Here is a 26,058-nt window from a genome sequence, read left to right as displayed (position 1 = left end):
TCCGGCGGCGCTGCGCGCGCCGCGGCGGTACTTCATCAAACCGCCTGGCGATTTTGGCGCTTACGCCTGGTTCGGCACGGTGGCCCGCCCTCGTGTCACCAGTGCCTCGCTAAGGCAATAGCATCTCACTCGGAGTGGTGGCCGCACCCGCACACCTAGGCACTTCAGCTCGGTGAGGCGCCGAAGTGAAGTGCCGCTTGCGCTTTAAGGATTGCTGGAAAAGTAACGCCCGGCAGTGAATTCGGCGACACGCAGAATGCTACGGCTTGAAAGGTACCGCGGCGTTCGCCTCAACGTGCCGCGAAAACGACCAGAAAAGTAACGCCTGGCAGTTAATTTGGCGAGGCGCGGAAGATTGCCACGGTTTGAAAAATGCCGCGGCGGTTGCCTCAACATGGAACGGAAACGACCAGATGGTTTTGTGAAGTACCGCCACGGCGCGCGCAGCGCCGCCGGAAGTATGACGGCCTTGTCACAGGCGCGGAGTGTGCAGGAGCACCGATTCCAGATGCTCCACTATTCCCTCCAAGCCAGGGGACCCGCTTAAAAGTTAGCGGTTTGAGCCGCTTTCTTTTGCCTACTTTTCTTTGCGGCCGGCAAAGAAAAGTAGGTGCCCCCCGCACAGGGGGAACGCTAATAGACCAATAACAAAGCAAGGAAAGGCCAACGCCGCAGGCACACACCCATAGCGCCGCACAGGCACAGAGACTAAAGCAAAGACCACCACCGCAAGGCGCCCCTAGCTGTTGCCAGCCGTCTCCGACAACCGCTTAAGCGTCGCGACCCTCGCACCAATAATATCGATACGACCGCGCTCATCAATCAACGGCGTTGCAGCATCGAGATACGCCATCCATGCCTTCTGCGCGCGCACGAGCGTAGGGCGCGAACGCACGGGCATCTTCAACTGCAAGCGACGATAATAACGATTCAAATCAAACATCGCATGTTCGCAATGCGCGTCCGCGGTACAGGCCCGCAGGCGGCGCGGCGCGTCGGCGCCGGAACCCGCCTGAGCCACCGCGCTCCGCAATGCAAGTGCCCGATCCCGCACCGGCTGCAACTGCATATCGGCCTCGGCCAACACATACATCGAGCCATGTGTCGTTGCGAACACTGCCGCCAGTAGCTGCTTCTCAGCATCGCGCGAGGCCTGCCAGCGCGCCTGGCTCTTTTCCCACTGCTTGCGCTGCATGGGCGACAACTTCGGCTGAAGCTGCTGCCACGCATTGTCCAACGCAGCCTTCCAGCCGATCCGCGCGTCGTCCATGCACTGCACCTGCCCCGCCGTCGACGACATGTCGCTGCGCGCAAGACACGCGCGCATCGCCGCGTCGATCGGATCGGCGGCGGCCACTTCGGCGTGCGCCGCAAGCGGCGCCGTGCCGAGCACCGCCATTGACGCCAGCGCCAGCGCGAAAACAGCGCGACGCCAGCCGTCAATCGCGAGCAGGAACTTCACCATCCGCATCGTCAGGCGCGCACGCAATCGACGAAGTATTCGATGCGCCCGTTGATGGTTTCGCCGACAAGCCCGTGGATATCCGTGTGGAAACCCGGGAAGCGCTCGTTGAATTCGCGCGCAAAACGCAAATAGTTGACGATGGTCTTGTTGAAGCGTTCGCCCGGAATCAGCAGCGGAATGCCCGGCGGATACGGCGTCAACAGAATCGACGTAACGCGGCCTTCGAGTTCGTCGATCGGTACCCGGTCGATCTCGCGGTGCGCGAGCTTGGCGAACGCATCCGACGGCTTCATCGCCGGCTCCATGCTCGACAGGTACATCTCGGTCGTCAGGCGCGCGATGTCGTTTGCACGGTAGACGCTGTGGATCTGCTCGCACAGATCGCGCAGGCCGACGCGCTCGTACATCGGATGATGCGAGACGAACTCGGGCAGCACGCGCCACAGCGGCTGGTTGTTGTCGTAGTCGTCCTTGAACTGCTGGAGTTCGGTGACCATCGAGTTCCAGCGGCCCTTGGTGATGCCGATCGTGAACATGATGAAGAACGAATACAGCCCGGTCTTCTCGACGATGATGCCGTGCTCGGCCAGATACTTCGTGACGATCGCGGCCGGAATGCCGGACTCGCCGAAGCCGCCGTCCATATCCAGACCCGGCGTGACGATGGTCGCCTTGATCGGGTCGAGCATGTTGAAGCCTTCGGCGAGCGGGCCGAAACCGTGCCACGGGTCGTTCGGGCGCAGCATCCAGTCTTCGCGCGAGCCGATGCCTTCTTCGGCAAACTGGTCCGGGCCCCACACCTTGAAGAACCAGTCGTCGCCGTATTCGGCGTCGACCTTGCTCATCGCGCGGCGGAAATCGAGCGCTTCGGCGATCGACTCTTCGACCAGCGCGGTGCCGCCCGGCGCTTCCATCATCGCGGCAGCCACGTCGCACGACGCGATGATCGCGTACTGCGGGCTGGTCGACGTGTGCATCAGATACGCCTCGTTAAAGCGATGCTTGTCGAAGCGGCTGTTCTTCGAATCCTGCACGACGATCTGCGACGCCTGCGAAATGCCGGCCAGCAGCTTGTGCGTGGAGTGCGTGGCGAACACCAGCGCGCCGATGCGCGGACGGCCCGCGCCGATCGCATGCATGTCCTGATAGAACTCGTGGAACTCCGCGTGCGGCAGCCAGGCTTCGTCGAAGTGCAGTGTATCGAGCCAATCGCCGAGCATTTCCTTGATCATCTCGACGTTGTAGATCACGCCGTCATACGTGCTCTGCGTGATGGTCAGGATGCGCGGCTTGAGATTCGGGTTTTTCGCGAGCGCTTCGCGGGCAAACGGATTCGCCTCGATCTTCTTGCGGATGTTTTCCGGCTCGAATTCGCTGCGCGGAATCGGGCCGATGATGCCGAAGTTGTTGCGCGTCGGCGTGAGGAACACCGGAATCGCGCCGGTCATCGTGATCGCGTGCAGGATCGACTTGTGGCAGTTGCGGTCCACCAGCACGATGTCGCCGGGCGCGACCGTGCCGTGCCAGACGATCTTGTTCGAGGTCGACGTGCCGTTGGTCACGAAGAACACGTGGTCGGCACTGAAAATGCGTGCGGCGTTGCGCTCGGACGCGGCGACCGGGCCGGTATGGTCGAGCAGCTGGCCGAGTTCGTCGACGGCGTTACACACGTCGGCACGCAGCATGTTTTCGCCGAAGAACTGATGGAACATCTGGCCGAGCGGGCTCTTCAGGAACGCGACGCCGCCCGAGTGCCCCGGGCAATGCCACGAATAGGAGCCTTCATCCGCGTACTGCACCAGTTCCTTGAAGAACGGCGGCGCGAGCGAATCCAGATACACCTTGGTCTCGCGGATGATGTGGCGCGCGACGAATTCCGGCGTGTCCTCGAACATGTGGATGAAGCCGTGCAGCTCGCGCAGGATATCGTTCGGCAGATGGCGCGAGGTGCGCGTTTCGCCGTACAGGAAGATCGGAATGTCGGCGTTACGGCGGCGCACTTCGGTCACGAACGCGCGCAGCGCAATGATCGCGGCAGCCAGCTCCGGCGTTTCGCCCTCCACCACCACGTTATCGACGTACGGCAGCAGCTCGTCGTCGTCGATGGACAGGATGAAGCACGACGCGCGGCTCGACTGCTGCGCGAACGAAGTCAGATCGCCATAGCTCGTCAGCCCGAGCACTTCCGCGCCTTCTTTCTCGATTGCTTCGGCCAAAGCCCGGATGCCGGAACCCGAGATGTTCTCGGAGCGGAAATCTTCGTCGATGATGACGACGGGAAAACGAAACTTCATGGGCGATTCTCCAAAAAGAACGACCGCTGCTTTCGACTAAGCAGCGGTCACCCGAATAGCTGGTGGGTCAGTGCTGCCGGGCGTCACGTCTTGGGCAACGTGACGCCGTGCTGACCTTGATATTTGCCGCCGCGATCCGCGTACGACGTTTCACAAATCTCGTCGCTTTCGAAAAACAGCACCTGGGCGACGCCTTCGTTCGCGTAGATTTTCGCAGGCAAAGGTGTCGTATTTGAGAATTCGAGCGTGACGTGGCCTTCCCATTCCGGTTCGAACGGCGTCACGTTGACGATGATCCCGCAACGCGCATACGTGGATTTGCCCAGACACACGGTCAGGACGCTGCGCGGAATGCGGAAATACTCGACCGTGCGGGCCAGCGCGAACGAATTCGGCGGGATGATGCAAACGTCGCCCTTGAAGTCGACGAACGACTTCTCGTCGAAATTCTTCGGATCGACGATAGTCGAGTTGATGTTGGTGAAGATCTTGAATTCGTCGGCGCAGCGAATGTCGTAGCCGTAGCTCGACGTGCCGTAGCTGACGATCTTCCGGCCGTCTTCGGAGACGCGGACCTGATCGGGCGCAAACGGCTCGATCATGTTGTGCGACTCGGCCATGCGCCGGATCCACTTGTCGGATTTGATGGTCATAGTTAAACGCTGCTCGACGTGGGTGACAGATGTGTGACGGGTAACAAACCGGTAATGACCGGGCAACTGCGAGTGACGGTCCGCGGAAACGCTGTTGAGCCGGCGCCGCCGGGTCAGGCGTCCCCGGCTACGCGTCCCCAACGAAAGGCGCTTATTTTACGCGATTGAGAGAACGCTGCCGCGTATGTGGCCTGACAGCGGCCCGATCCATGTCCGGAGCCTGCTGCCGCGCGACGAAACGGCCATCCGCGCGCTAGCGATGCAAGCGGCATGCATGACTGACGCTCGTTAGCGCGTCATTGACGGATCAACCCGCATGCGAGCGCCGGGCCCGCGCCATGTTGCGGATAGGCATAGGGATCCGTGGGGTCGTGATGCAGCAGTACGGCGCGTTGCAACACCGACCGGATACCGTCGAGCGACACATCCGGCGCGACGATGAAGCCGGCGGCCACGCCGTTCGCATCCGCGTGAATGTTGCCGAGATCGCCCTCGACCCGCGCGCCCGCCTTCAGACGCTCGGCGGCCGGCGAGAACACCTGGCCGGCGCTGGAGCCGTCGGCGGCATTGCAGTCGCCGCGTTCATGCACTTGCAAGGCGTGGTCGCTATTGGGCGGCAAGCCCGTCAGGTTGTAGGTGACCTGCACGCCGTCCGAGCGCTCGATAAACGTCACGAGGCCGCGCGCCTGGTTGCCCACGGTGGGCAGCAACTGCGCGTCGGCGCGCTTTTCCTGTGGTCTCAGGAAGGCGCTGCAGCCGCATAACAGCACACTGCTGGCAGCCAGGACGATGAACGCATGCACCGCCTGCCCGTCGATTCGTTTTCCCATGCGATCCCTCTTGTCGGCCAGGCGGCCGCCCCTGCGGCCGCCGAGCCGAACTTGTGAAGCCGACATGATACCGCGAGAGCTGGCGCAAATTGACGCCTTGCGCCCCCGTCCGAACGACTGCTCAGGTGTTCTGCACGACGATGTTGGGAAACTTCGACGTCATGTCGCGAGCCCGCTCGGCGATATGGACCGCGACCTTGCGCGCAATCGACCGATAGATATCCGCGATGCGCCCTTCCGGGTCCGCCACCACGGTCGGCCGGCCCGAGTCGGCCTGCTCGCGAATCGCGATATCGAGCGGCAGGCTGCCGAGCACCTCGACGCCGTATTCCTTCGCCATCCGCTCGCCGCCGCCCGCGCCGAAGATATGCTCTTCGTGGCCGCAGTTCGAGCAGATATGCATGCCCATATTCTCGACTATGCCGAGGATCGGAATGCCGACCTTCTCGAACATCTTGAGGCCCTTCTTGGCGTCGAGCAGCGCGATGTCCTGCGGCGTCGTGACAATCACGGCGCCCGTCACCGGCACGCGCTGCGACAGGGTCAGCTGAATGTCGCCGGTGCCCGGCGGCATGTCGACGATCAGATAGTCGAGATCTTCCCAATTGGTCTGCCGCAGCAGCTGTTCGAGCGCGGAGGTGGCCATCGGGCCGCGCCACACCATCGGATTGTCCTGCTCGATCAGAAAGCCGATCGAGTTGGCTTGCATGCCATGGCCGGTCATCGGGCTCATCGACTTGCCGTCGGGCGACTCCGGGCGGCCAACAATACCCAGCATCATCGGCAACGACGGGCCGTAGATGTCGGCATCCAGCACGCCGACCGACGCGCCTTCGCTCGCCAGCGCCAGCGCCAGGTTCACGGCGGTCGTGCTCTTGCCGACCCCGCCCTTGCCCGATGCCACCGCGACGATATTTTTGACGTTCGGCAATAGTTTGACGCCGCGTTGCACGGTATGCGCAGCGATTTGCTGGGACACCTCGACGCGCGCGCCGACGACGCCCGGCACGGCTCGCAGCGCATCGGCGAACTGCGTGCGGATGGCTTCGAACTGGCGCGCGGCCGGATAGCCGAGCACCACGTCGACGCTAACCGTGCCGCCCTCCACAGCCACGTTCTTGATGTTCCTGGCGGCCGCGTACGGTCGGCCGGTATTGGGGTCGGCGACGGCCGCGAGGGCAGCGTCGACCAAAGCCCGATCGATACTCATTGACACTCCGTGGGGAACACTTGCGGCGCGGCAGAATCGAAGCCTCGGCCACACGCCGGAATTTGAAAGAAATTGTTAGACAGGATTGCGAAAACCAGGTATGCCGGGCACCCTTCGGGCAGGCGGAACGCCATGGGGTCGCATCGCTGCGTACTTCTTCCATCATTGTAGTGGTTGGCGCCAAGCCTTGCCGGAAGACCCTTCTTGGCTGTCGGACCGGACTGACAAGAGCCTAGGATTCTGCGGTTGTCTTGCTGGCCGTTTTACTAGCGCAACTTTCGCCGCTTACAGTTGCCGCTAATCACTGCTTTACCCGCTTCAATCAAGAGAGGAATCAAAATGAATGCAAAAATCATGACTCGCCTGGCTGTCTTCGCCGTCGCCGGTTCGTTGCTGGCTGGCTGCGCGACCCAACAGGGCACCAACACGGCTGTCGGCACGGGCGTGGGTGCAGGCACCGGCGCGGCACTTGGCGCGATCTTCGGCGGTGGCAAGGGCGCGGCAATCGGCGCGGGCGTCGGTGCTGCGGTCGGCGGCATCACCGGCTACAACTGGCAAGCCATTCACAACAAGCTGTCGGGCGCCACCAAGGGCACCGGCACGCAGATCACCGAGCAGCCGGACGGCTCGCTCAAGCTGAACATCCCGAGTTCGGTCACCTTCGACACCAACAGCTACGCGGTCAAGCCGTCGTTCGCGCCGGTGCTGGATCAGCTGACGCAGACCATGACCCAGAATCCGGAACTGACCGCCCAGGTGGTCGGCCACACGGATAGCACGGGCCAGCCGGCTTACAACCAGACGCTGTCGGTCAATCGCGCGGAAAGCGTGACGGGCTACCTGGCGCAACGCGGCGTGACGCCGCAGCGCCTGTCGGCACAAGGCATGGGCCAGAACCAGCCGATCGCCGACAACAACACCGACGCCGGCCGCGCTGCGAACCGTCGCGTGGAAATCTACCTGCGCGCCACGGCTCAGCACGCAACGCAATAAGGACAAGGCTCGAAAGGGATAAATCAGCCGGGCGCCGGGCTCTTTTACGCTTAATCGGCCGGTGTCCGGAGCGCCGTAGAAATCCGACGAAGGCAGTTCTCACGCGAGTTCGAAAAAAATTTCGAACTCTGCCGAAAATCCGCTGTCTTTCTCTACGGTACGTGGCTGGTTATGCCGCCGCGTCACCATTCTCCTCTTGTCGTTGTTGCTCCGGGGTTAATAGCCCCGGCTTTTTTTTTGGGCGCCCGGTTTATATAACTTCGCCCCCAGCTCTGCCGGCAGCCGTGACCCAGCCGGCCCGCGCCGCGCCCCTGCCCTGCTAGAATCAACCTTTCGTCCCACCGCAGGCTCCCACCATCCTTATGTCAGCACCCGCAACCGATCTCTCCGCAGGCGCGCCGCCGGGCCGTCGCCAGATTCTCGTCACGTCTGCCCTTCCGTATGCGAACGGGCAAATTCATATTGGCCATCTGGTCGAATATATCCAGACGGACATCTGGGTCCGGACGTTGCGAATGCACGGGCACGAGGTCTACTACGTGGGCGCCGACGACGCGCACGGCACGCCGGTCATGCTGCGCGCGGAAAAAGAAGGTCTGACGCCGAAGCAGCTGATCGACCGCGTCTGGCAAGAGCACAAGCGCGATTTCGACAGCTTCGGGATTTCGTTCGACAATTACTACTCGACCGATTCCGAGGAAAACCGCGTCCAGAGCGAATCGATCTACATGGCGCTCAAGGAAGCCGGCCTGATCGACGTGCGCGACATCGAACAGGCGTATGACCCCGTCAAGGAAATGTTCCTGCCGGATCGCTTCATCAAGGGCGAATGCCCGAAGTGCGGCGCGAGAGACCAGTACGGCGATAGCTGTGAAGTATGCGGATCGACTTACCAGCCGACCGAACTGATCAATCCGTACTCGGTCGTCTCGGGCGCCACGCCGATTCGCAAGACCTCGACACACTACTTCTTCCGCCTGTCCGACCCGCGCTGCGAGAATTTCCTGCGCGCGTGGGTGGGTGGTCTGGCGCAGCCGGAAGCGACCAACAAGATGCGCGAATGGCTCGGCGACGCCGGCGAAGCCAGGCTTGCCGATTGGGACATCTCGCGCGACGCGCCGTATTTCGGCTTCGAAATTCCGGGCGCACCCGGCAAGTATTTCTATGTGTGGCTGGATGCGCCGGTCGGCTATTACGCGAGCTTCAAGAATCTCGCCGACAAGCGCGGCCTCGATTTCGACGCCTGGGTTCGCAAGGGTTCGACCGCCGAGCAGTACCACTTCATCGGCAAAGACATTCTGTATTTCCACACGCTGTTCTGGCCGGCCATGCTCGAGTTTTCGGGCCATCGCACGCCGACCAACGTATTCGCGCACGGCTTCCTGACGGTGGACGGCGCGAAAATGTCGAAGTCGCGCGGCACCTTCATCACGGCGCAAAGTGTGATCGACACCGGTCTGAACCCGGAATGGCTGCGCTACTACTTCGCGGCCAAGCTGAACAGCACGATGGAAGACCTCGACCTGAATCTCGACGACTTCCAGGCGCGCGTGAACAGCGATCTGGTCGGCAAGTACGTGAACATCGCGAGCCGCGCGGCGGGTTTCCTGATCAAGCGTTTCGACGGCCGCGTGCAGGACAGCGCCATGCAGCATCCGCTGCTCGCCACGCTGCGCGCCGCCGTGCCGCAGATCGCCGCGAACTACGAAGCGCGCGAATACAACCGCGCGCTGCGTCAGACCATGGAACTGGCCGACACGGTCAATGCCTACGTCGACACCGCCAAGCCGTGGGATCAGGCGAAAGACCCGGCCAACGCGGTCGCGCTGCATGAGACGTGCAGCGTGAGCGTCGAGGCATTCCGTCTGCTGTCGCTGGCATTGAAGCCGGTGTTGCCGAAACTGGCCGAAGCGGTCGAAGGCTTCCTCGGCATCGAGCCGCTAGCGTGGGCCGACGCGAATGTGCCGCTGAGTTCGGCGCGTCCGATCAACGCGTACAAGCACTTGATGACGCGCGTCGATCCGAAGCAGATCGAAGCGCTGCTGGCAGCCAATCGCGATTCGCTGCAAGCCACGCCGGAAGCCGCAGCGCCCGCTGACGCCAAGACCAGGTCCAAAGCGAAAGCAGCAGCCGCCGACAAGGACGAAACGTCCGGCATCATCTCGATCGACGACTTCGCCAAGATCGATCTGCGCATTGCGAAGATCGTCGACTGCAAGGCCGTCGAGGGTTCGGACAAGCTGCTGCAACTGACGCTCGACATTGGCGAAGAGAAAACGCGCAACGTGTTCTCGGGTATCAAGTCGGCGTATCAGCCGGAGCAACTGGTCGGCAAGCTGACGGTGATGGTCGCGAATCTCGCGCCGCGCAAAATGAAGTTCGGCCTGTCCGAAGGGATGGTGCTGGCAGCATCGGCCACGGATGAGAAAGCGGAACCGGGCCTGTACGTGCTCGAACCGGACAGTGGTGCGAGGCCGGGCATGCGGGTGAAGTAACAAACGCGGCGTCAAACGCTTCAGCCTCGAACAAAAACGGCACGCTGTAACCGGCGTGCCGTTTTTTTATGCCGTTGCTTTGCTCAACCCTCCATCACCATCGCATCCGGTCGAAGCGCCGTGTGTAAAGCAGAACCATACCGTCGAACGTGCCGCCGTAGGCCGCGACCGACCAATACCGCGTCAGGTTGACCGTCACCTTGATCGCATTGCTCGCCGACTGCAGCCCCTGCTCGTAGCCGATCACGAGCCACTCGTTGATCGCCTTCGACACCATCACCACCTGCGGGTCGGTCAGCCCGACTTCGCTTCGGCCAATCGAAAACTCGTCGAGCCCGAAAGACTGCGCGATCCGCTTGCCGCTCGCGCTGCCGAGCAACGCCAGCGCGCTCGTCATGGTGCTTTGCTGACCGAGGTTATTGCCCTGGTCCGTGCCGTGGCCGAACAGCAGCCATGAGAGCTTTTCGTTGTCCGGCACGTTCGGCTCCGACACCAGCTTCGCGACCGGAGACTGGATCGTACCCGTGACTTGCACGCCCGCCTCGACCTGCTGATTGCGGCGCATCGCAAGGATGTTGATGCCTGGATTGGCCACCGGTCCATTGAACGTGAAGAAACCGTTCTCGATGCCGAGCTTGCGGCCGAACTCGGTGTAGGTCGAGCCCGGCGTCACGCGAACATTGCCGACTGCGCGCAGCGGCAGATTCGGCGCGCTCAACGCGGTGATCGTGCCGGTCAGGCCCAGGTCGGCGCCTTGGCCGCGGAAGCGGAAGTTGTTGCCGAGACTGATGTCGATGTTGGCGCGCGGCGCGAACGGGCCGACCGGCTTGTCGGTGCCGGCCACCGGGGCCGGCCGCTCGCCCGCCAGCGTGCCGTCCGGGCGCACCACCACCACGTCGTCACCGAGCTTCGGCGCGGACTGCTCCGGCATGTCGAACAGCGCGTGATCGACCGCGAACTTGCCGTTGATCGCCATGCCGCCCTGCGGCCCCGCGTTCGCGACGCTCGCGCTCCCCGACAGCGACATGTTGCGGTCGGGTGCGGCGAACAGCTCCAGCTTGTCGGCGACAATGCTGGCGCTCAGATCGGGCTGCGCGCCGTCCAGACGCACGCGGCCGGTGGCGCGCAACGTGCCGCTGGCGCCGTGAAATTCGACCTGCTGGAAGTCCACCAGATTTTCTGACAGCGCAATGCGCACCACCCCGTCTTTCAGCTGCACGCCCTGATCGACCATCGTCGCCGACAGCCCGTCGCCGAGCAGCGAGCCGGACAGATTCGGCTTGGCGACCGTGCCGCCGAGCGCAAGCTTGAGCGCGAGGTGGCCGTCGAGCAGATAGCTCGGGCCGAACAGGCCGCCGGTCGTTTTCAGCGACGGCACGTTCGCGTTCACGTTGCCGTTCAGCGCGCCCTCTTCGTTGACGGTCAGGAAGCCGTCGCGCATCACCAGCGTGGTATGCGCGTCGGCGTCGATCACGCCGATCCGGCTGGCCTGCGCGCGCACGGTGGCGTTGAGCCGGTTGCCGCCGCTGAATTCGGCGCGTGCGGCCATATCGGTAATGCCCAGCGACGCGAGGCCGCGGCCGATTTCGACCGTGACGTCGCCGCTGCGGCGTTTCAACTGGATGTGACCGCTCGCGGTACTACCGAGCGCGAAGTCCCAGTCGCTGTCGAACACCAGATCGGTTTTGACGGCCCGCGGCGCGCCGGTGATCTCGTGCCGCAGGTCCTGCAAGCGCGCCAGCGAAATGTCGGTCAAGCTGCCCGCCGACTGGATTCTGCCGTGGTCGAGGACGAACGATTTGAGGTTCAGCATTGCGCCTTCGAGCGTGAGACGTGTCGCACCCAAGGTGACGCGGTTCGGCCCGGCGCTGACGGCCAGCGGCGACTCGAGATTGAGCGCCGGCGTGCCGCGGTTTTGCAGGCGGCTGACGGTGCCGTCCCAGCGCGTGCCGTCGCGTGCTTCGGTAAGCTTGCCGTTGGCGGCGAGCGTCAGATCGAGCGGACGGTCCTGCAGCTTGCCGGTGGCCGCCGCCTCGAGCGTATGGTTCGCGCGCGTGCCGGACAGGCGCGCCGTGAGCGTGATCAGATCGACGCCGCCCGCGCTCAGATTGCGCGCGTCGGTGGTGAAGACGAGCGCGCCGTTCGCGCCGTCGCGCAGTTCGGCGTGGCCTTCCGCATGACCGATCCGGTTGGTGCCGAACGCTACGCTGTCGGCCTTGTACTTCAGCACGACGTTCGGATGCGCGAACGAGCCGGTGACGTCGCCATCCGCCGCGACGAGCCCCGCGAGGCCGAAGCCGAGGCGCTCCAGCTGCGGCGCATCGACGCGAAACCGCAGCCGGTCGCCGCGGGCGCCGAAGCTGCCTTGCAGATCGACCTGGTTGCCGGCCACCGACAGATTCGCGCGGCTCGGCAGAATCCGCGAGCCGGCTAACTGGACCGTGCCGCCACCGGTCAACGGCAGGCCATCGTAGACGCTCGGGCCCAGTTTGAATTCGGCCTTGGTGGTGAAGGTCGGGCCGAGTACGCCGGCCGCCGTCAGCGTACCGGTCACCCGCGCTTCGATCTTGCGGGCGGGCCGCGCGCCGCGCGGCGGCATTTGCGAAGTCAGCGTCAGCGGATCGAAATCGGTCAGCTGCGCTTTCAGGTTGTAGGTGGAATTCGCATCGTGCTTGAGCGCGCCGGACAGGTCGATACGGCCCTTGCCCGAGGTGACGCGCACGTCGTTGAAGCTCATCCGCGCGGGATCGAACGTCACCTTGCCCTGGGCGCGCAACGCCGCCTTCGGGTCGGCGAGATCGAGCGTCATGCTCTGGATGTCGTCGTTCAGACGGATGCCGATGGGACCGGCAAGCTGCGTCGGCCGCACGGCCGCTTCGAGCGCGTTCAGATCGAGTCCGGCGACTTGCAGATCGAACTGACCGCGCTTGCCGGTCAGCACGCCGCCGCCGGAAAGGGTAGCGTTCTTCACGAGCCGCACGTTCAGGTTGGAGATGCGCTGCGCCTGGGCGTCGAGGCGCACATTGGCGCGGGCGTCGATCACGGGCAGCAGGTCCTGGTCGATCGCGCCGGGTTTGGCGTTGACGATCGAGATCTGACCGGCCACAGCGAATCCCGAGGCGGCTTTCGGCGACGCCTCGGTGTTGACGCCGCCCTTGCCGCTTTTGACCGCCGCGCCCGCCGCATCCCCCCCAACCGGCTGCAACTCCGCCCGCACCGCCAGGTCGGCCAGCGGCGCACCGGGCGCGAACGCCTGCGGGTTGACGTGATCGAATGTGAGCGTCGCGCGTTGCAGCGGCACGTCCGCAAACGGCGCGGCCTCGATCTGCGCATGGCCGGAGAGCTTCATGCCGCTCGCATCCAGCTCGGCGACCAATTTTTCGAGCGAGCCGGTCAGATGCCCGCCGACCTGCACCGGCTCGTCATTGACCTTGCCCGAATAGCCGATGTCGCCCGTCAGCGGAAACGGCCGCACACCGTCGAGCTTCGCCGCTGCGGTCACCGCGCCGAACGGCGTATCGAGCCGGTCGATCGCGGCCTCGTGATGGCGCCCGTCGCTGCGGCCATGAAAGACGAAGCGGGACAGTTCGGTCGTCGACGCGCCCTGACGCAACAGCAGCTTCTCCACCTGCACGTCGCGGATGTCGAGTTGCAGCGGCAAACGCAAGTCTTGCGGCAGCCTCAGCGGCGCGCTGCTGCTCGACGATGCGCCCACCCGCGCGTCGATCGTACCGACGTGCAAATAGTCGATCGCGAAGCGCCAGGGCTCGCGAGTGAGCGCCCAACGGCCGGCCGCACGGTCGATCTGGATATCGGTGCCGCTGCCGTCGAAGCTGCGCCAGCGCAGCTGGCGCAGTTGCACGCCGCGCGCGAGCGTACCGCTTTCCAGCGTGCCCGTCAGCCTGCCGCCGAGCAGCTTGACGGCCGCGTGCCACGCATAACTGGTGCCGCGCTCGGTTGTCAACGCGCCGTACAGCAGGCCAATCGCCACCGCGACCAGCAGCACGAGCACCGCGACCGTCCACGCGAGCGTTTTCAACAGCAACCGCACGGGCCGGCGCTTAGGCGGCGGCGCAGGAGGTTGCTGACCCGGCGGGTGATCGCCGGGCGGCTGCGCAGGGGGTTGAGCGGAAACGTCCGTGGTCATGCGTGGTTCATGTGAGTGCAGGTTTCCATCAGAAAGCGATGCCCAGCGTCAGATACGGCCGCACGCTCCTGTTGCGAATCCCGTAGGCGACATCCACGTTGACCGGCCCTACCGGACTGCGCCAGCGCGCGCCCACGCCGACACCAGGATAAAAGACTTTCTCGCCCCAGGTATCGGTGGCGGTGCCGACGTCGAAGAACACCGCCGCGCCCCAATCGTGACTGAACCAGTGCTGATACTCGGCCGCCGCAGTGACCAGATATTTGGTCGGCAGCACCGAGCCGTCGACATTATTACCAATGCTCTGATAGCTGTAGCCGCGGATCGAATTCGAGCCGCCCGCGCGGAACAGCAGCGAAGCCGGAACGCCGCTTGAACTGCCGCTCGTGAACACGCCGCCGAGTTCGGCGCGCAACAGCACGAGGTCTTCCTTGCCGATCGGCAGGTACTGCTGGCCGCGGGCATAGCCGCGTATGAACGTCTGATCGGTCAGCGCGCCTTTGACCGCAAAGCCCGCTTCCACGTGAATCAGGTTGCCCGAACGCGGGAACAGCGGGTCGTCGGTATCGCGGCGGGTCCACGACCACGACGGCACCAGCGCGCGGCTGGTGATCGGCGCAATCGCGTTCTGGTCGAGCCGGTCCCGATAGAAGAGGATCGAATAGTTGTAGTCGATGAATTGCGCCGTGCGGGCCCGTTGCACGCCGGCGCGGAGACTGTAGATGCGCGTGTCGGAAACGTCGGTATTGGTGTAGGACGCCAACACGCTATTGGTCCACGCACGCGGCCCGGGCGGCATCGCGAGCTGGATTTGCCCGTACTGTTGAACCTGGTCGATGCGGCCGGCGATCGTGAACGGCCAGGCTTTGCCGAAGGTGTCGAGATACGAATACGAGCCCTGGATCAGCGGCCCGTTGTCGGTCGAGTAGCCTATCCCGCCGCGTATATTGTTGTACGGATATTCCGACACCTTCACATGCAGCGGCGTCTCGACCGGTTTGGCCGGATCGCTATCCACATCGATGGCGACGCTCGCGTAATACGGCGTGTTCTGCAACTGCCGCTGCAACTCGGCGACGCGCTGCACATCGTAGACATCGCCGACCGAAATCGGATTCACGTTATCGACGATATGCTCCGGATAGCGCCGCGTGCCGGACACGTCGAGCTTGCCCATCGTGAAGGTCGGCCCGCTGTCATAGGTGACGGACAGCTTCGCGTCGTGCGTGCGCGGGTCGATACGCGCTTCGGAGCGGTAAATCTTCGCGCCCAGATAGCGGCGCGCCTGCAGCGCCTTAAGCGACGCGTTTTTCGCGTCGTCCCAATCGCCTTGCGAGAACGGATCGCCTTCGCGCAGCGAAAATGCGAAGCGCGCGGCATTTTCCTGCGCCGGATCTTCGGTCAGCACCGGGCCGCGAAACGACAGCGAAATCGACGAAATGACGGTTTGCGGCCCGGGGTCGACGCTCACCGTGACGCGCTTCTGGCCGTCGACGGTTCGCACGTCGGTGCGTACGACCGGCGTGAAATAGCCTTGCGTGGCGGTCAGATCGCGCACCTGCTGCGGGGTCGCGGTGATGAGGAACTCGAACTGGTCCTCACTGATGTCGGCGCGCTTTGCGAAGCGCGCGAGGTCCAGATGCGCTTCGAGCAGCTTGCGCAGCGAGCGCGGCGAAGCCTCGATATCGACCTTGTAGCTGGCGCTGGCACGCGCGGCATGCGCGTCGGCGGCAGCCAGCGTCAGCATGACGATGCCAAACGCCAGCCACGCGCGCAGCCAGCGCCGAACGGGCGTCATGCGCCCGCGCGGCGCACCGGCTGCATCGGCCGCATCGGCATTAGCGCGCCGCACACGCGGCGTTTCGATCGCACATCCCGCCAAACAGGACCTCCGGCCGTGGTTAGTGAATTCTTTCGCTCGGGCTCGCCATGACGGCCGAAGCTCGCTATTTGACCACATCGGCACGGCCACGCGATCTATTGGAAGGGCGCTCGCGCAATGGCCAGACGGCGCGCAAGCCACGCTGCGCGTGGCACCCGTCGTGGTGCACACGCCCCCAAGCCGGTGGCGCGCCCGCCTTTGACTCGCCGCCGCGCGGGTTCCGGGCGTTTTTTGCTCGCCTGCCGCCGTTTTTCGTCCACGCGCGGCGCTTGCGGTAAAATCGCGAAGTCAAAGCGGCAGCCTTGCGGGTTCCTGTCAGGGACCGGCAGAACAGCCGCCATTTCACCCATCACGGACGTCGAGCCATGTATCAATCGGACATCACCCAGTTCCTGAACCAGCTCAAGCAACAAAAACCGAATCTGGAAGCTGAACAGCGCCGTGGCCGGTCGCTGCTGTGGGACAAACAGCCGATCGACCTCGAAGAACGCGCCGCGCAGAAAGCCTCGCGCGTAGAGCAGACGCCTTACTCGTACTATCAAAACTTCTAAGCGCGTGAGTCACGCCGACGAGGCCCGCGGCGCAACGCCGGCTCCCGCCGACGCCGCGCTTGCCGCCCCCGCCACCGATTCCACGCCCGACACGGTCGACGGCATTGCGTTCGCACGCCTGTACGGCGAGCCGCTCTTCAAGCTGCCCACGGATCTGTACATTCCGCCGGACGCGCTCGAGGTGTTTCTCGAAACGTTCGAAGGCCCGCTGGATCTGTTGCTCTACCTGATCCGCAAGCAGAACTTCAACGTGCTCGACATCCCGATGGCGGACGTCACCGTGCAGTATCTCGGCTACGTCGACCAGTTGCGCCAGACCAATCTCGAACTCGCGTCCGAGTATCTGCTGATGGCGGCGATGCTGATCGAGATCAAGTCGCGCATGCTGCTGCCGGTGAAGAAAGCCGATAGCGGCGAAGAAGCCGAAGATCCGCGCGCGGAACTGGTGCGCCGCCTGCTCGAATATGAGCAGATGAAACTCGCCGCGCAGCGCATCGACCATTTGCCGCAGCTTGGCCGCGATTTCCTGCGCGCCGATGTCTATATCGAACAGAGCATCACGCCGCGCTTTCCTGATGTGAACAGCGAAGATCTGCGCGCCGCATGGGCCGACGTGATCAAGCGCGCCAAGCTGGTCCAGCATCACAAGATCTCGCGCGAAGAGCTGTCGGTGCGCGAGCACATGAGCACGATCTTGCGGCGCCTGCAAAACTCGCGTTTCATGGAGTTTTCCGACCTGTTCGACACCGGCAAAGGCGTGCCGGTCGTGGTCGTGAATTTCATCGCCATGCTTGAACTGTGCCGCGAATCGCTGATCGAAATCACCCAGGCCGAACCGTTCGCACCGATCTACGTGCGGCTTGCTTATTTGCCGGCCTGACGCCGCAAAGCGGGGCCGCCTTGCGCCACAGTGGCCGAAAACGCCTCGTTTCGGTGCGCCCCTGCAACAAATCCACTACAATCCGGCGCTCCGAACCTGTCATTACCAGTGAGGCCGCGGCACGCGTGAAAGCCTGAGTTTTGCGCCAACCGAGCCTCGCGCCGTGCGAGGAAACCCCGTCCGATCATGAAAGTCATCAGCTCGATCCATGAATTACGCGACCAGTTGCGCGGCCAGAATCGCACCGCCTTTGTGCCGACGATGGGCAATCTGCACGAGGGCCATCTGTCGCTGATGCGTCTTGCGCGCCAGCACGGCGATCCGGTGGTGGCGAGTATCTTCGTCAACCGGTTGCAGTTCGGCCCGAACGAGGATTTCGACAAATATCCGCGCACGCTCGAAGCCGACATCGAAAAGCTGCAGAAGGAAAACGTCTACGTGCTGTTCGCACCGACGGAAAAGGATCTGTATCCGGAGCCGCAGGAGTACCGCGTGCATCCGCCGCACGATCTGGGCGACATTCTCGAAGGCGAATTCCGGCCTGGCTTCTTCCAGGGCGTCTGCACGGTGGTGATGAAGCTGATGTCGTGCGTGCAGCCGCGCGTCGCGGTGTTCGGCAAAAAGGATTACCAGCAGCTGATGATCGTGCGCAGCATGTGCCATCAGTTCGCGCTGCCGACCGACATCATCGCCGCGGAAACGGTGCGTGACGCCGACGGCCTCGCGCTCAGCTCGCGCAACCGCTTTCTGCAAACGGCCGAACGCGCCGAAGCGCCGACGCTGGCCGCCGAGCTCAATCGCGTGCGCGATGCGGTGCTCGCCGGTGATCGCGATTTCGCGAAACTCGAACAGGCGGCGATGGCGGCTCTCGCCGCGCGCGGCTGGCAGCCCGATTATGTCGCGGTGCGCAAGCGCTCGAACCTGCTGCCACCGGGCGCGCAGGACACGGACGCGCAACTGGTAGTGCTGGCCGCCGCCAAGCTCGGCGCCACTCGCCTCATCGACAACCTCGAAATCTGAATCTGACGCCGTTTGGTCCGCGCGAAGGCGCACAGCGCGCGCGCAAGAAGCTACAAGGGATTGATCATGCAACGCAACATGCTGAAGTCGAAGATCCATCGCGTCGCGGTCACGCACTGCGAACTGCACTACGAAGGCTCGTGCGCGATCGACGAAGACTTGCTCGAAGCTGCGAATATCGTCGAAAACGAACGGATCGACATCTGGAACATCAACAACGGCGAGCGTTTCTCGACCTACGCGATCAAGGGCGAACGCGGCAGCGGCATGATTTCGCTGAACGGTTCGGCGGCGCGGCGCGCGCAGCTGGGCGATCTGGTGATCATCGCGGCATTCGCGGTGGTCGATGAAGCGGAATTGAAAGCAGGCTGGAAGCCGGATCTGGTGTTCGTCGACGACAACAACAAGATCAAGGGCAGCCGCGACCACGTGCCGACCCAGAACTGGACGTAAGTCTCGCGTCCATCGCACGATTCCATGCAGCGGGCGGGCGTGCCGCATGCCGGCGCGCGTCAGCCCTTCTTGGTGGCCCCGTTCGTCCATTCGACGATCGGCTGCCATTGCTCCAGATCCTTCTCCACGCGGCTTTTCGCAACATCCCACAAAGTCAGGCCGTGCGCGGCCAGTTGCACGTAATTCTGCGTATCGCGTAGAAAGCCCAGCACCGGCAGCTTCAACCCTTCGACAAAACGATGCAGTTGCTCCGCTGAGCGTGTGCGCGCATCAACCCGCATTCCGACCACGCCGATCTCAATCGCGCCCCTCCGGACCGCTTTTTCCTTCGCCAGGCGCTCGAGAAAGTCCTGGGTGGCGAGAATATCGAACATTGACGGCTGCAACGGCACGATCACCTTGTCGGCCAGATCCAGCGCGATATTCAGACGATTGCCATGCAAGCCGGCCGGCGTGTCGATCACTGCGTGCTCGAGTCCCTTTGGAGGCCGCGCGGGGGCATCCTGGTTCACCTCCCAGGTTTCGATAGGCGGTAGCGTGGCGGGCCGCAGCGACAGCCACGCATTCGAGGACTGCTGCCTGTCCAGGTCCGCCAGCGCGACCCATTCGCCGGCCGCCGCGAAATAGCCCGCCAGATTGGTCGACAGCGTGCTTTTGCCCACGCCGCCCTTCGGATTCGCCACCACGATCACCGTCATGAATTCTCCCGGAAAGAAGGCTGGCGCTGCCAGCCGGTTTACCGCGTTTTTTGCTCTGAATTGGCCTGGCGTGTGTCCTGATCCGCACCGAATTCAGGTCCACCTGCTGATCTAGCCGTTGATAATATCGACAAATGCATCCAGGCCGAAGCCCCCGCACGGCTAATTGACGGCCCGCGGCAGCCGATTTTTCCACCGAGGACTCGAATCTCATGAGCAAACTACGCCCGGAATACACCATCGACCGCCTGCATGAGCGCCAGCGGGGCAAGCTGCCGGACTTGCTGGGCGTGCATGTCCTCGAACTGGATCAAGGGAGTTTGATCGCCGAATTGACCGTGCGCAGCGAATTGCTCGCGCCGAACGGCTTTTTGCACGCGGCCACGGTGATCGGCCTCGCCGACACCGCTTGCGGCTACGCGTGCCTCGCGCACTTGCCGGAAACGGCGCGCAATTTCACGACCATCGAGTTGAAAAGCAATTTTCTCGGCACCGCCACCGAAGGCACGATCCGCGCGGTCGCGAGAGGCGTGCATCTGGGGCGCAGCACGCAAGTGTGGGACGCCACCGTCACCGATCCGGGCGGCAGGACGATGGCGCTGTTTCGCTGCACGCAGATGGTGTTGTATTGACTGAACGACGCGACGCGACGCGACGCGGCGCAGCGCAGCGCCGCAGCGCCATAAAAAAAGCACGCGGCCTTACGGCGCGTGCTTTTTTACTAACTATTCCGCCGGCGGATGGCCGGAGTGGCCTGGCGGCCGCCTGCGCAGCCGCCCAGAGTATCAAGCGGTCACGGCGAGCGGCGCCTTCGCCCCGCTCAAAGCCAGCGCGCCGCCACCGAGCAGCGACTGCACGGCCAGCGTCACCGCCCAGAAGGCCGGATATTCCCAGCCGCCGTTCGGCGACGCGAAACCCCAGCCGTTATGCAGATGCGCCGACATTGCGCCGAGCATGAACGGCAGCAGCACCAGCGCGACCCAGCGGACCTGCACGCCCAGCAGCAGCGCGATACCGCCGATCAGTTCGACGAACGCCGTCAGGTAGCCGAGCCAACCCGGCAGGCCGAGCGATACAAAGAACTGCGCTGTGCCGGGCAGCGTGAAAACGAAAATCTTCTGCAGGCTGTGCGCGAGATATAGGACACCCAGCGCGAGGCGAAGCAGTAAAGCGGCCAGATCGGCGGAGCGGTTCGAGGTCATGTCAGGTCCTTTGGAGAGAGGCGGCGCATGTCCGCCGTCGATGTAAAAGACTTTATTCGAACCCCTGCGGGTGAAAAATCATCTACGCCGCTTTGATTATTTCCTATCAAGAGTTAATCTGCGCCGGCGAGTTAACACAGATCAGCCAATCGCGGCAAAAAGTTTCGGCAGATCGAGGTGCGCCGCCAGCGTATCGGCCAGCCGGTCGAGCGAAGCTTCGCGCAGCGCCGGGTAATCGATTGTCCCGGCGTCGCTCAGCCCCGCCCACGCCAGTAGCGCGGCACAAGCGGCCGGCGTGTCGAACAGGCCGTGCACGTAGGTGGCGAGGATTTGCCCATCGGTGGAGATTGCGCCATCGGGATGCGCGTCTTGCGCCTCGCCCAATTGCAGCGCGGGCGAAGCCAGCGCCGGGCCTTGCGTCGCGCCCATATGGATTTCGTAGCCGGCCACCTCGGGCGCGCCCGGCAAGGCGAGGCGCCCGGTCACGTTCTTCAGCGTTTTCTCGCGCGTCAGCACGGTCGAGTAATCGAGCCAGCCGAGGCCCGCGATCGTGCCCGGCGCGCCTTCCACACCGTGCGGATCGGCCACTTCGCGCCCGAGCATCTGCATACCGCCGCAAATGCCGATCACACGTCCGCCGTACCGCAGATGCCGTTGCAGCACCGCGTCCCAGCCTTGTGCGTGCAGAAACGCCAGATCGCCCGGCACGTTCTTCGAGCCCGGCAGGATGATCAGATCCGCTGGCGGCAGCGGCGTGCCGCTTCGCACGTAATGAAAATCGACTTGCGGATGGGCGCGCAGCGCGTCGAAGTCGGTGTGATTGCTGATGTGCGGCAGCACCGGCACGACCACGCGCAACATGCGCCCGGCGTCACCGCTGTGCGCTGCACGCAGTTCGGGCGGCAGCATGTCTTCCGCGTCAAGCGTCAGGCCGTGCAGGTACGGCACAACGCCGAGCACCGGCTTGCCGGTCTTCGCCTCGAGCCAGTCCAGGCCGGGCTTCAGCAAGCTGACGTCGCCGCGAAAACGGTTGATGATGAAGCCGCGCACACGCGCCTGCTCGCTTGCCGACAAACACGCGAGCGTGCCGGTCAGATGCGCGAACACGCCGCCTCGATCGATATCGGCCACCAGCACGACCGGGCAATCGACCGCTTCGGCGAACCCCATGTTGGCGATATCGCGCTCGCGCAAATTGATTTCAGCGGGACTGCCCGCGCCTTCGACGAAAATCGTCTCGTACGTCGCTTGCAAGCGCGCATACGATTCCAGCACCGCCTCGAACGCGACCGGCTTGTAGTCGTGATACGCGCGTGCATCGAGATTCATGCGCGCCTTGCCGTGGATGATCACCTGCGCGCCGCGGTCGCTGGTCGGCTTGAGCAGCACCGGATTGAGGTCGGTGTGCGCGGCAATACCCGCGGCGACCGCCTGCAAGGCTTGCGCGCGGCCGATCTCGCCGCCGTCGATCGTCACCGCGCTGTTGAGCGCCATGTTCTGCGGCTTGAACGGCGCGACCCGCACGCCGGCGCGCCGCGCGAGCCGGCATAAGCCGGCGACCAGCGTGCTCTTGCCCGCATCGGACGTGGTGCCCTGAATCATCAGCGTGCCGCGCGGCACGGGTGCATCGTCATGCACGATCGAAGTGGTGGTCACGGGAAATTGGGCTCAACGATGGGAAGGCCATGAAGCGGCAATCAAACGACAATGAAGCAGCAATGAAGCGATTCGAACGCGGCATTATCCCATCGCGCCGGGAGCGGGTGCGCGCCGGTACAATCACGCGATGATTTCCCGCGACCTCATCTTCGTTCTCGGCGGCGCCCGTTCGGGCAAGAGCATGCATGCCGAACAGCTTGCGAACGACAGCGCACGCCCCGTCACGTACATCGCCACCGCGCGCGTGGCCGGCGACGCCGAGTTCGGCGCGCGCATCGCGCATCATCGCGAGCGGCGTCCGGCGCACTGGCAGTTGCTGGAAGCGCCGATCGATCTCGCCGGCGCTGTGACGCAAATCGACGCGCCTGAGCACTGCATCCTGATCGACTGCCTGACGCTGTGGCTCGCCAACTTATTGTGTCCGCCTGAAGGCGACGGCTTACCCATCGATCGCTATCACGCGCATGTCGCCGCGTTCGAGGCCGCGCTACTGAATGCCAAAGGCAAGATCATCGTGGTCAGCAATGAAATCGGCCTGGGCGTGGTGCCGCTCGGTGCGGCCACGCGTCTCTACGTCGACGAACTCGGGCGGCTCAATCAACGCATCGCCGCATTGAGCACGCAGGTCACGATGCTGGTCGCGGGCTTGCCGCTCGCGCTGAAAACGGCAGGCCGCGCGTGATGCTGTCGCTCCCCATGATCGTCACGCTGGCGACCGCCGGCGTCGCCGTCGACCGCTGGTTCGGCGAGCCGCGCCTCGCGCATCCGCTGGTCGGCTTCGGCAAACTCGCGATCCGCCTCGAAGCGCGCTACAACACAGGCCGGCGCTTGCGGCTCAAGGGCCTGCTCGCGTGGTCGCTGGCGGTCGTGCCGCCGGTGTCGATCGCCTGGTGGCTGGTCAGCGTGCTGCCGTTTTTCGCGGCCTGCGCCGTGCACGTCGCGTTGCTGTGGTTCGCGCTCGGCGCGCGCAGTCTGCACGATCACATCGCGCCGATCGCGCAGGCTTTGGCGCAACGCGATCTCGCGCAAGCGCGCTTGCTGACCGCGCGCATCGTGTCGCGCGAAATCGCGCATGCGGATGAAGCCGCGCTGTCGCGTGCCGCGGTCGAATCGGCGCTGGAAAACGGCAACGATGCGATCTTCGGCGCGCTGTTCTGGTTCGCGATCGCGGGCGGTCCGGGCGCGCTCGGTTTTCGTCTGGCCAACACCCTCGACGCGATGTGGGGCTATCGCACACCGCGTTATTTGCGCTTCGGCTGGGCCGCTGCGCGCCTTGACGACGTGCTCAACTGGATTCCCGCACGCCTCACCGCGGCGAGCTACGCGCTGCTCGGCGACACGCACACTGCATGGCGTTGCTGGCGCGAGCAGGCGCCGCGCTGGGACAGCCCGAACGCCGGACCGGTGATGGCCTCCGGCGCGGGCAGTCTGAACGTGTTGATCGGCGGCCCGGCGGTTTATCACGGCGCGCTCGAACATCGGCCGACGCTCGGCGCCGGACAGCCCGCGAACGCCGGTCATGTGACGGCGGCGTTGATGCTGGTCGAGCGCGCGGTCATTCTCTGGTTGGCGGTGCTGATCGTGCTGGCTTTGCTGAGCGTGCCTTTTCATGGTTGATCACACAAATGAGCACATGAATGAGCGCATAGCCGATCTCATGGTCGATTCCAGCGCGGTGGTCCACGGCGGCAATCTGCACGAAGCTGCCGCGCGCTACGGCATGCCGTACGCGCAGTGGCTCGATCTGTCGACCGGCATCAATCCGCACGGCTATCCGGTGCCGCCCGCTCCCGCCGACGCATGGCGCCGCCTGCCCGACGAAGGCGACGGCTTCGCCGCCTGCGCCGCGCATTACTACGGCGCGCCCGATGCCGCGCATGTGCTGCCCGTCGCCGGGAGCCAGGCGGCGATTCGAGCGCTGCCGTCGTTGCTGCCGCGCGCGACGGTCGGCATTGCACCGCTCACGTACAGCGAATATGCGCCCGCATTCCAGCGTGCCGGACATCAGGTTTTGCCGCTGGATGTGTCGTGCGAGACCTTGCCCGATACGCTCACTCACGTGGTTATCGTCAATCCGAACAATCCGACTGCCGAGCACCTAAGCGCCCGCAAGCTGCTGCAATGGCATGCGCAATTGAGCGCGCGCGGCGGCACGCTGCTAGTCGACGAGGCCTTTGCCGATACGATGCCTTCGGCGTCGCTCGCGGCATGCACCGATCGCAACGGCTTGATCGTCTTGCGCTCGCCGGGGAAATTCTTCGGCCTGGCCGGCGTGCGCGCGGGCTTCGTACTCGGCGTGCCGGCGTTGCTCGAAGCGTTGCATCGTGCGCTCGGCGCGTGGACTGTCAGCGGCCCGGCTCGTCATGCAGTCAAAGCCGCATTCGAAGACGAAGCGTGGCAACGGCAAATGCGTGCCCGGCTTGCTGCCGACAGCGCGCGTCTCGTGAACCTGTTGGATACGCAAGGTCTTGCCACGCGCAGCACGCCACTTTTTGCGTGGTGCGCCGATGCGCGCGCCGCCGCGTTACATGACGAGTTGGCACAACGCGGCGTGTGGACGCGGTTATTCACGGCGAATGGCAGCGTGCGCTTCGGCCTGCCCGCGAACGAGGCTGAATGGGCGCGCCTCGACGAAAGTTTGCGCGACGGCATGCGCGTTATAGACGGCGTCAGCGCCCAATGACTCGACTCGCCCGCTTCGCCATCGCCACCGTGCTCTTCGCTACCGCTTTGCACGCGCACGCCGCGATCAACGTCACCGACGACACCGGCGCGACCGTCACCCTGCCCGCCCCCGCGCAACGCGTGATCAGCCTTGCGCCGCACGTCACCGAACTGCTCTATGCCGCGGGCGGCGGTGCGAAACTGGTCGGCGCCGTGTCCTATAGCGACTATCCGCCTGAAGCGAAACAACTGCCGCGTGTCGGCGACAACAAGGCGCTCGACCTCGAACGCATTGTCGCTTTGAAACCCGACCTGATCGTCGTGTGGCGTCATGGCAATGCGAAGCGTCAACTCGATCGTCTGCGCGAGATGCATGTGCCGTTGTTCTTCAGCGAGCCGCGTCGTCTCGACGACGTCGCCGTGTCGCTAACCCGACTCGGACAGCTGCTCGGCACCTCGCCCGCCGCCGATGCCGCGGCGGCCGCGTTCCGTCGGGACATCGCGCAATTGCGCACGCGGTATGCGAGCCGGCCGCCTGTCAGCGTGTTCTTCCAGGTATGGGATCGACCGTTGATGACGCTCAACGGCGAGCACATGATCAGCGACGTCATTGCGCTGTGCGGCGGCAGCAACGTGTTTGCGAAACTGGCACCGCTGGTGCCGACGGTGTCGACCGAAGCTGTACTCGCCGCCGATCCGGAAGCGATCGTCACTGCCGCGCCCGGCGCGACCAAACCCGACACGACCTTGCCGCAACTCGACAGCTGGCGAGCATGGCCGGGCTTGAAAGCCGTGGAGAGCAACAATCTGTTCGCCATCGACGGCGATCTGATCAACCGCCCGGCGCCGCGCATCGCGCAAGGAGCGAAACAGCTATGTGAAGACCTGGACGTGGCGCGTTCGCGAAGGAAGAGCGGCGCGCAATGAGGGCGCGCGATGACGTCAATGAAGCAGCGGCGAGC

21 protein-coding genes are annotated in these 26,058 nt (G+C 64.2%); 11 read left to right on the top strand and 10 right to left on the bottom strand.

Going from position 1 to position 26,058, the window contains the following annotated elements; all coding sequences use genetic code 11:
* Nucleotides 1–739 precede the first annotated feature (739 nt).
* The 5 genes from SB772_RS30015 to apbC all read right to left on the bottom strand — a co-directional run bounded on the left by SB772_RS30015 (nucleotide 740) and on the right by apbC (nucleotide 6,452).
* A complete protein-coding gene (locus tag SB772_RS30015) occupies nucleotides 740–1,465 on the bottom strand; it encodes a lysozyme inhibitor LprI family protein (RefSeq protein WP_410836776.1) in 726 nt (241 codons plus the stop codon).
* Nucleotides 1,466–1,473: 8 nt separating this feature from the next.
* Nucleotides 1,474–3,759: an Orn/Lys/Arg decarboxylase N-terminal domain-containing protein gene (locus SB772_RS30010; protein WP_410836775.1), complete on the bottom strand. Its 2,286-nt coding sequence runs from the start codon at nucleotides 3,757–3,759 to the stop codon at nucleotides 1,474–1,476.
* A gap of 83 nt (nucleotides 3,760–3,842) precedes the next feature.
* Nucleotides 3,843–4,412 (bottom strand): dCTP deaminase, encoded by a 570-nt coding sequence (gene dcd / locus SB772_RS30005; RefSeq protein WP_028200499.1) that lies wholly within the window; start codon nucleotides 4,410–4,412, stop codon nucleotides 3,843–3,845.
* Nucleotides 4,413–4,708: 296 nt separating this feature from the next.
* Nucleotides 4,709–5,242, bottom strand: coding sequence for a superoxide dismutase family protein (locus SB772_RS30000; protein WP_410836774.1), 534 nt, complete (start codon nucleotides 5,240–5,242; stop codon nucleotides 4,709–4,711).
* A 121-nt stretch (nucleotides 5,243–5,363) separates the two neighbouring features.
* Nucleotides 5,364–6,452 carry an iron-sulfur cluster carrier protein ApbC gene (apbC, locus tag SB772_RS29995; protein WP_410836773.1) on the bottom strand — a complete coding sequence of 363 codons (1,089 nt, stop codon included), beginning with the start codon at nucleotides 6,450–6,452 and terminating at the stop codon, nucleotides 5,364–5,366.
* 339 nt (nucleotides 6,453–6,791) lie between these two features.
* Here apbC and SB772_RS29990 point away from each other — a divergent pair, with 339 nt between their 5' ends.
* Nucleotides 6,792–7,445, top strand: a complete 654-nt coding sequence (locus SB772_RS29990; RefSeq protein WP_410836772.1) for an OmpA family protein — start codon at nucleotides 6,792–6,794, stop codon at nucleotides 7,443–7,445.
* 362 nt (nucleotides 7,446–7,807) lie between these two features.
* The gene (gene metG / locus SB772_RS29985) at nucleotides 7,808–9,940 is read left to right on the top strand and encodes a methionine--tRNA ligase (protein WP_410836771.1); all 2,133 of its coding nucleotides are present in this window, start codon (nucleotides 7,808–7,810) and stop codon (nucleotides 9,938–9,940) included.
* Nucleotides 9,941–10,034: 94 nt separating this feature from the next.
* Here metG and SB772_RS29980 read toward each other — a convergent pair whose 3' ends face one another.
* Together SB772_RS29980 and SB772_RS29975 are read right to left on the bottom strand one after the other, a co-directional pair.
* Nucleotides 10,035–14,087 carry a translocation/assembly module TamB domain-containing protein gene (locus tag SB772_RS29980; protein WP_410836770.1) on the bottom strand — a complete coding sequence of 1,351 codons (4,053 nt, stop codon included), beginning with the start codon at nucleotides 14,085–14,087 and terminating at the stop codon, nucleotides 10,035–10,037.
* A gap of 28 nt (nucleotides 14,088–14,115) precedes the next feature.
* Nucleotides 14,116–15,969, bottom strand: a complete 1,854-nt coding sequence (locus SB772_RS29975; RefSeq protein WP_410836769.1) for an autotransporter assembly complex protein TamA — start codon at nucleotides 15,967–15,969, stop codon at nucleotides 14,116–14,118.
* 365 nt (nucleotides 15,970–16,334) lie between these two features.
* Between SB772_RS29975 and SB772_RS29970 the strand changes: the two genes are divergently transcribed.
* The 4 genes from SB772_RS29970 (at nucleotide 16,335) to panD (ending at nucleotide 18,873) form a co-directional block, all read left to right on the top strand.
* Nucleotides 16,335–16,520, top strand: a complete 186-nt coding sequence (locus SB772_RS29970; protein WP_410836768.1) for a DUF3460 family protein — start codon at nucleotides 16,335–16,337, stop codon at nucleotides 16,518–16,520.
* Nucleotides 16,521–16,524: 4 nt separating this feature from the next.
* Nucleotides 16,525–17,400, top strand: coding sequence for a segregation and condensation protein A (locus tag SB772_RS29965; RefSeq protein ID WP_410836767.1), 876 nt, complete (start codon nucleotides 16,525–16,527; stop codon nucleotides 17,398–17,400).
* A 186-nt stretch (nucleotides 17,401–17,586) separates the two neighbouring features.
* Nucleotides 17,587–18,420, top strand: a complete 834-nt coding sequence (gene panC / locus SB772_RS29960; RefSeq protein ID WP_410836766.1) for a pantoate--beta-alanine ligase — start codon at nucleotides 17,587–17,589, stop codon at nucleotides 18,418–18,420.
* Nucleotides 18,421–18,486: 66 nt separating this feature from the next.
* The gene (gene panD / locus SB772_RS29955; RefSeq protein ID WP_012432059.1) at nucleotides 18,487–18,873 is read left to right on the top strand and encodes an aspartate 1-decarboxylase; all 387 of its coding nucleotides are present in this window, start codon (nucleotides 18,487–18,489) and stop codon (nucleotides 18,871–18,873) included.
* Between the two features lie 59 nt (nucleotides 18,874–18,932).
* On the opposite strand, the gene SB772_RS29950 is transcribed toward panD, so the two are convergent.
* Nucleotides 18,933–19,571 (bottom strand): ParA family protein, encoded by a 639-nt coding sequence (locus SB772_RS29950; protein ID WP_410836765.1) that lies wholly within the window; start codon nucleotides 19,569–19,571, stop codon nucleotides 18,933–18,935.
* Nucleotides 19,572–19,783: 212 nt separating this feature from the next.
* On the opposite strand from SB772_RS29950, the gene SB772_RS29945 reads away from it, so the two are divergent.
* Nucleotides 19,784–20,203 carry a PaaI family thioesterase gene (locus SB772_RS29945; protein ID WP_410836764.1) on the top strand — a complete coding sequence of 140 codons (420 nt, stop codon included), beginning with the start codon at nucleotides 19,784–19,786 and terminating at the stop codon, nucleotides 20,201–20,203.
* 153 nt (nucleotides 20,204–20,356) lie between these two features.
* On the opposite strand, the gene SB772_RS29940 is transcribed toward SB772_RS29945, so the two are convergent.
* Nucleotides 20,357–20,773: a DoxX family protein gene (locus tag SB772_RS29940; protein ID WP_410836763.1), complete on the bottom strand. Its 417-nt coding sequence runs from the start codon at nucleotides 20,771–20,773 to the stop codon at nucleotides 20,357–20,359.
* A gap of 141 nt (nucleotides 20,774–20,914) precedes the next feature.
* A complete protein-coding gene (locus tag SB772_RS29935; RefSeq protein WP_410836808.1) occupies nucleotides 20,915–22,375 on the bottom strand; it encodes a cobyric acid synthase in 1,461 nt (486 codons plus the stop codon).
* Nucleotides 22,376–22,559: 184 nt separating this feature from the next.
* Here SB772_RS29935 and cobU point away from each other — a divergent pair, with 184 nt between their 5' ends.
* Genes cobU through SB772_RS29915 form a run of 4 tightly spaced genes read left to right on the top strand, consistent with a single transcriptional unit; the run spans nucleotide 22,560 to nucleotide 26,023 of the window.
* Nucleotides 22,560–23,114: a bifunctional adenosylcobinamide kinase/adenosylcobinamide-phosphate guanylyltransferase gene (cobU, locus tag SB772_RS29930; RefSeq protein WP_410836762.1), complete on the top strand. Its 555-nt coding sequence runs from the start codon at nucleotides 22,560–22,562 to the stop codon at nucleotides 23,112–23,114.
* A complete protein-coding gene (gene cbiB / locus SB772_RS29925) occupies nucleotides 23,114–24,049 on the top strand; it encodes an adenosylcobinamide-phosphate synthase CbiB (protein ID WP_410836761.1) in 936 nt (311 codons plus the stop codon). Before cobU ends, cbiB begins: the two co-directional genes overlap by 1 nt.
* Before the next feature lie 16 nt (nucleotides 24,050–24,065).
* Nucleotides 24,066–25,115 carry a threonine-phosphate decarboxylase CobD gene (gene cobD, locus SB772_RS29920; protein WP_410836760.1) on the top strand — a complete coding sequence of 350 codons (1,050 nt, stop codon included), beginning with the start codon at nucleotides 24,066–24,068 and terminating at the stop codon, nucleotides 25,113–25,115.
* Complete coding sequence (locus tag SB772_RS29915) at nucleotides 25,112–26,023, top strand: cobalamin-binding protein (protein ID WP_410836759.1); 912 nt, start codon at nucleotides 25,112–25,114, stop codon at nucleotides 26,021–26,023. The genes cobD and SB772_RS29915 overlap by 4 nt, the downstream gene beginning before the upstream one ends.
* The last annotated feature ends 35 nt before the right edge of the window (nucleotides 26,024–26,058 follow it).

It is taken from the genome of Paraburkholderia sp. SIMBA_030, from assembly GCF_046535245.1.
Taxonomy (GTDB): domain Bacteria; phylum Pseudomonadota; class Gammaproteobacteria; order Burkholderiales; family Burkholderiaceae; genus Paraburkholderia.
This window is presented reverse-complemented; position numbering and strand designations above follow the sequence as displayed.

Excerpts from the sequence above, each read along its gene's own strand:
- SB772_RS30000 (WP_410836774.1), bottom strand. The coding sequence starts at position 5,242 with ATGGGAAAACGAATCGACGGGCAGGCGGTGCATGCGTTCATCGTCCTG.
- SB772_RS29940 (WP_410836763.1), bottom strand. The coding sequence starts at position 20,773 with ATGACCTCGAACCGCTCCGCCGATCTGGCCGCTTTACTGCTTCGCCTC.
- SB772_RS29980 (WP_410836770.1), bottom strand. The coding sequence starts at position 14,087 with ATGACCACGGACGTTTCCGCTCAACCCCCTGCGCAGCCGCCCGGCGAT.
- panD (WP_012432059.1), top strand. The coding sequence starts at position 18,487 with ATGCAACGCAACATGCTGAAGTCGAAGATCCATCGCGTCGCGGTCACG.
- cobD (WP_410836760.1), top strand. The coding sequence starts at position 24,066 with ATGAATGAGCGCATAGCCGATCTCATGGTCGATTCCAGCGCGGTGGTC.
- apbC (WP_410836773.1), bottom strand. The coding sequence starts at position 6,452 with ATGAGTATCGATCGGGCTTTGGTCGACGCTGCCCTCGCGGCCGTCGCC.
- metG (WP_410836771.1), top strand. The coding sequence starts at position 7,808 with ATGTCAGCACCCGCAACCGATCTCTCCGCAGGCGCGCCGCCGGGCCGT.
- panC (WP_410836766.1), top strand. The coding sequence starts at position 17,587 with ATGAAAGTCATCAGCTCGATCCATGAATTACGCGACCAGTTGCGCGGC.
- SB772_RS30010 (WP_410836775.1), bottom strand. The coding sequence starts at position 3,759 with ATGAAGTTTCGTTTTCCCGTCGTCATCATCGACGAAGATTTCCGCTCC.
- SB772_RS29945 (WP_410836764.1), top strand. The coding sequence starts at position 19,784 with ATGAGCAAACTACGCCCGGAATACACCATCGACCGCCTGCATGAGCGC.
- SB772_RS29915 (WP_410836759.1), top strand. The coding sequence starts at position 25,112 with ATGACTCGACTCGCCCGCTTCGCCATCGCCACCGTGCTCTTCGCTACC.
- SB772_RS30015 (WP_410836776.1), bottom strand. The coding sequence starts at position 1,465 with ATGGTGAAGTTCCTGCTCGCGATTGACGGCTGGCGTCGCGCTGTTTTC.
- cobU (WP_410836762.1), top strand. The coding sequence starts at position 22,560 with ATGATTTCCCGCGACCTCATCTTCGTTCTCGGCGGCGCCCGTTCGGGC.
- SB772_RS29950 (WP_410836765.1), bottom strand. The coding sequence starts at position 19,571 with ATGACGGTGATCGTGGTGGCGAATCCGAAGGGCGGCGTGGGCAAAAGC.
- cbiB (WP_410836761.1), top strand. The coding sequence starts at position 23,114 with ATGCTGTCGCTCCCCATGATCGTCACGCTGGCGACCGCCGGCGTCGCC.
- SB772_RS29935 (WP_410836808.1), bottom strand. The coding sequence starts at position 22,375 with ATGATTCAGGGCACCACGTCCGATGCGGGCAAGAGCACGCTGGTCGCC.
- dcd (WP_028200499.1), bottom strand. The coding sequence starts at position 4,412 with ATGACCATCAAATCCGACAAGTGGATCCGGCGCATGGCCGAGTCGCAC.
- SB772_RS29970 (WP_410836768.1), top strand. The coding sequence starts at position 16,335 with ATGTATCAATCGGACATCACCCAGTTCCTGAACCAGCTCAAGCAACAA.
- SB772_RS29990 (WP_410836772.1), top strand. The coding sequence starts at position 6,792 with ATGAATGCAAAAATCATGACTCGCCTGGCTGTCTTCGCCGTCGCCGGT.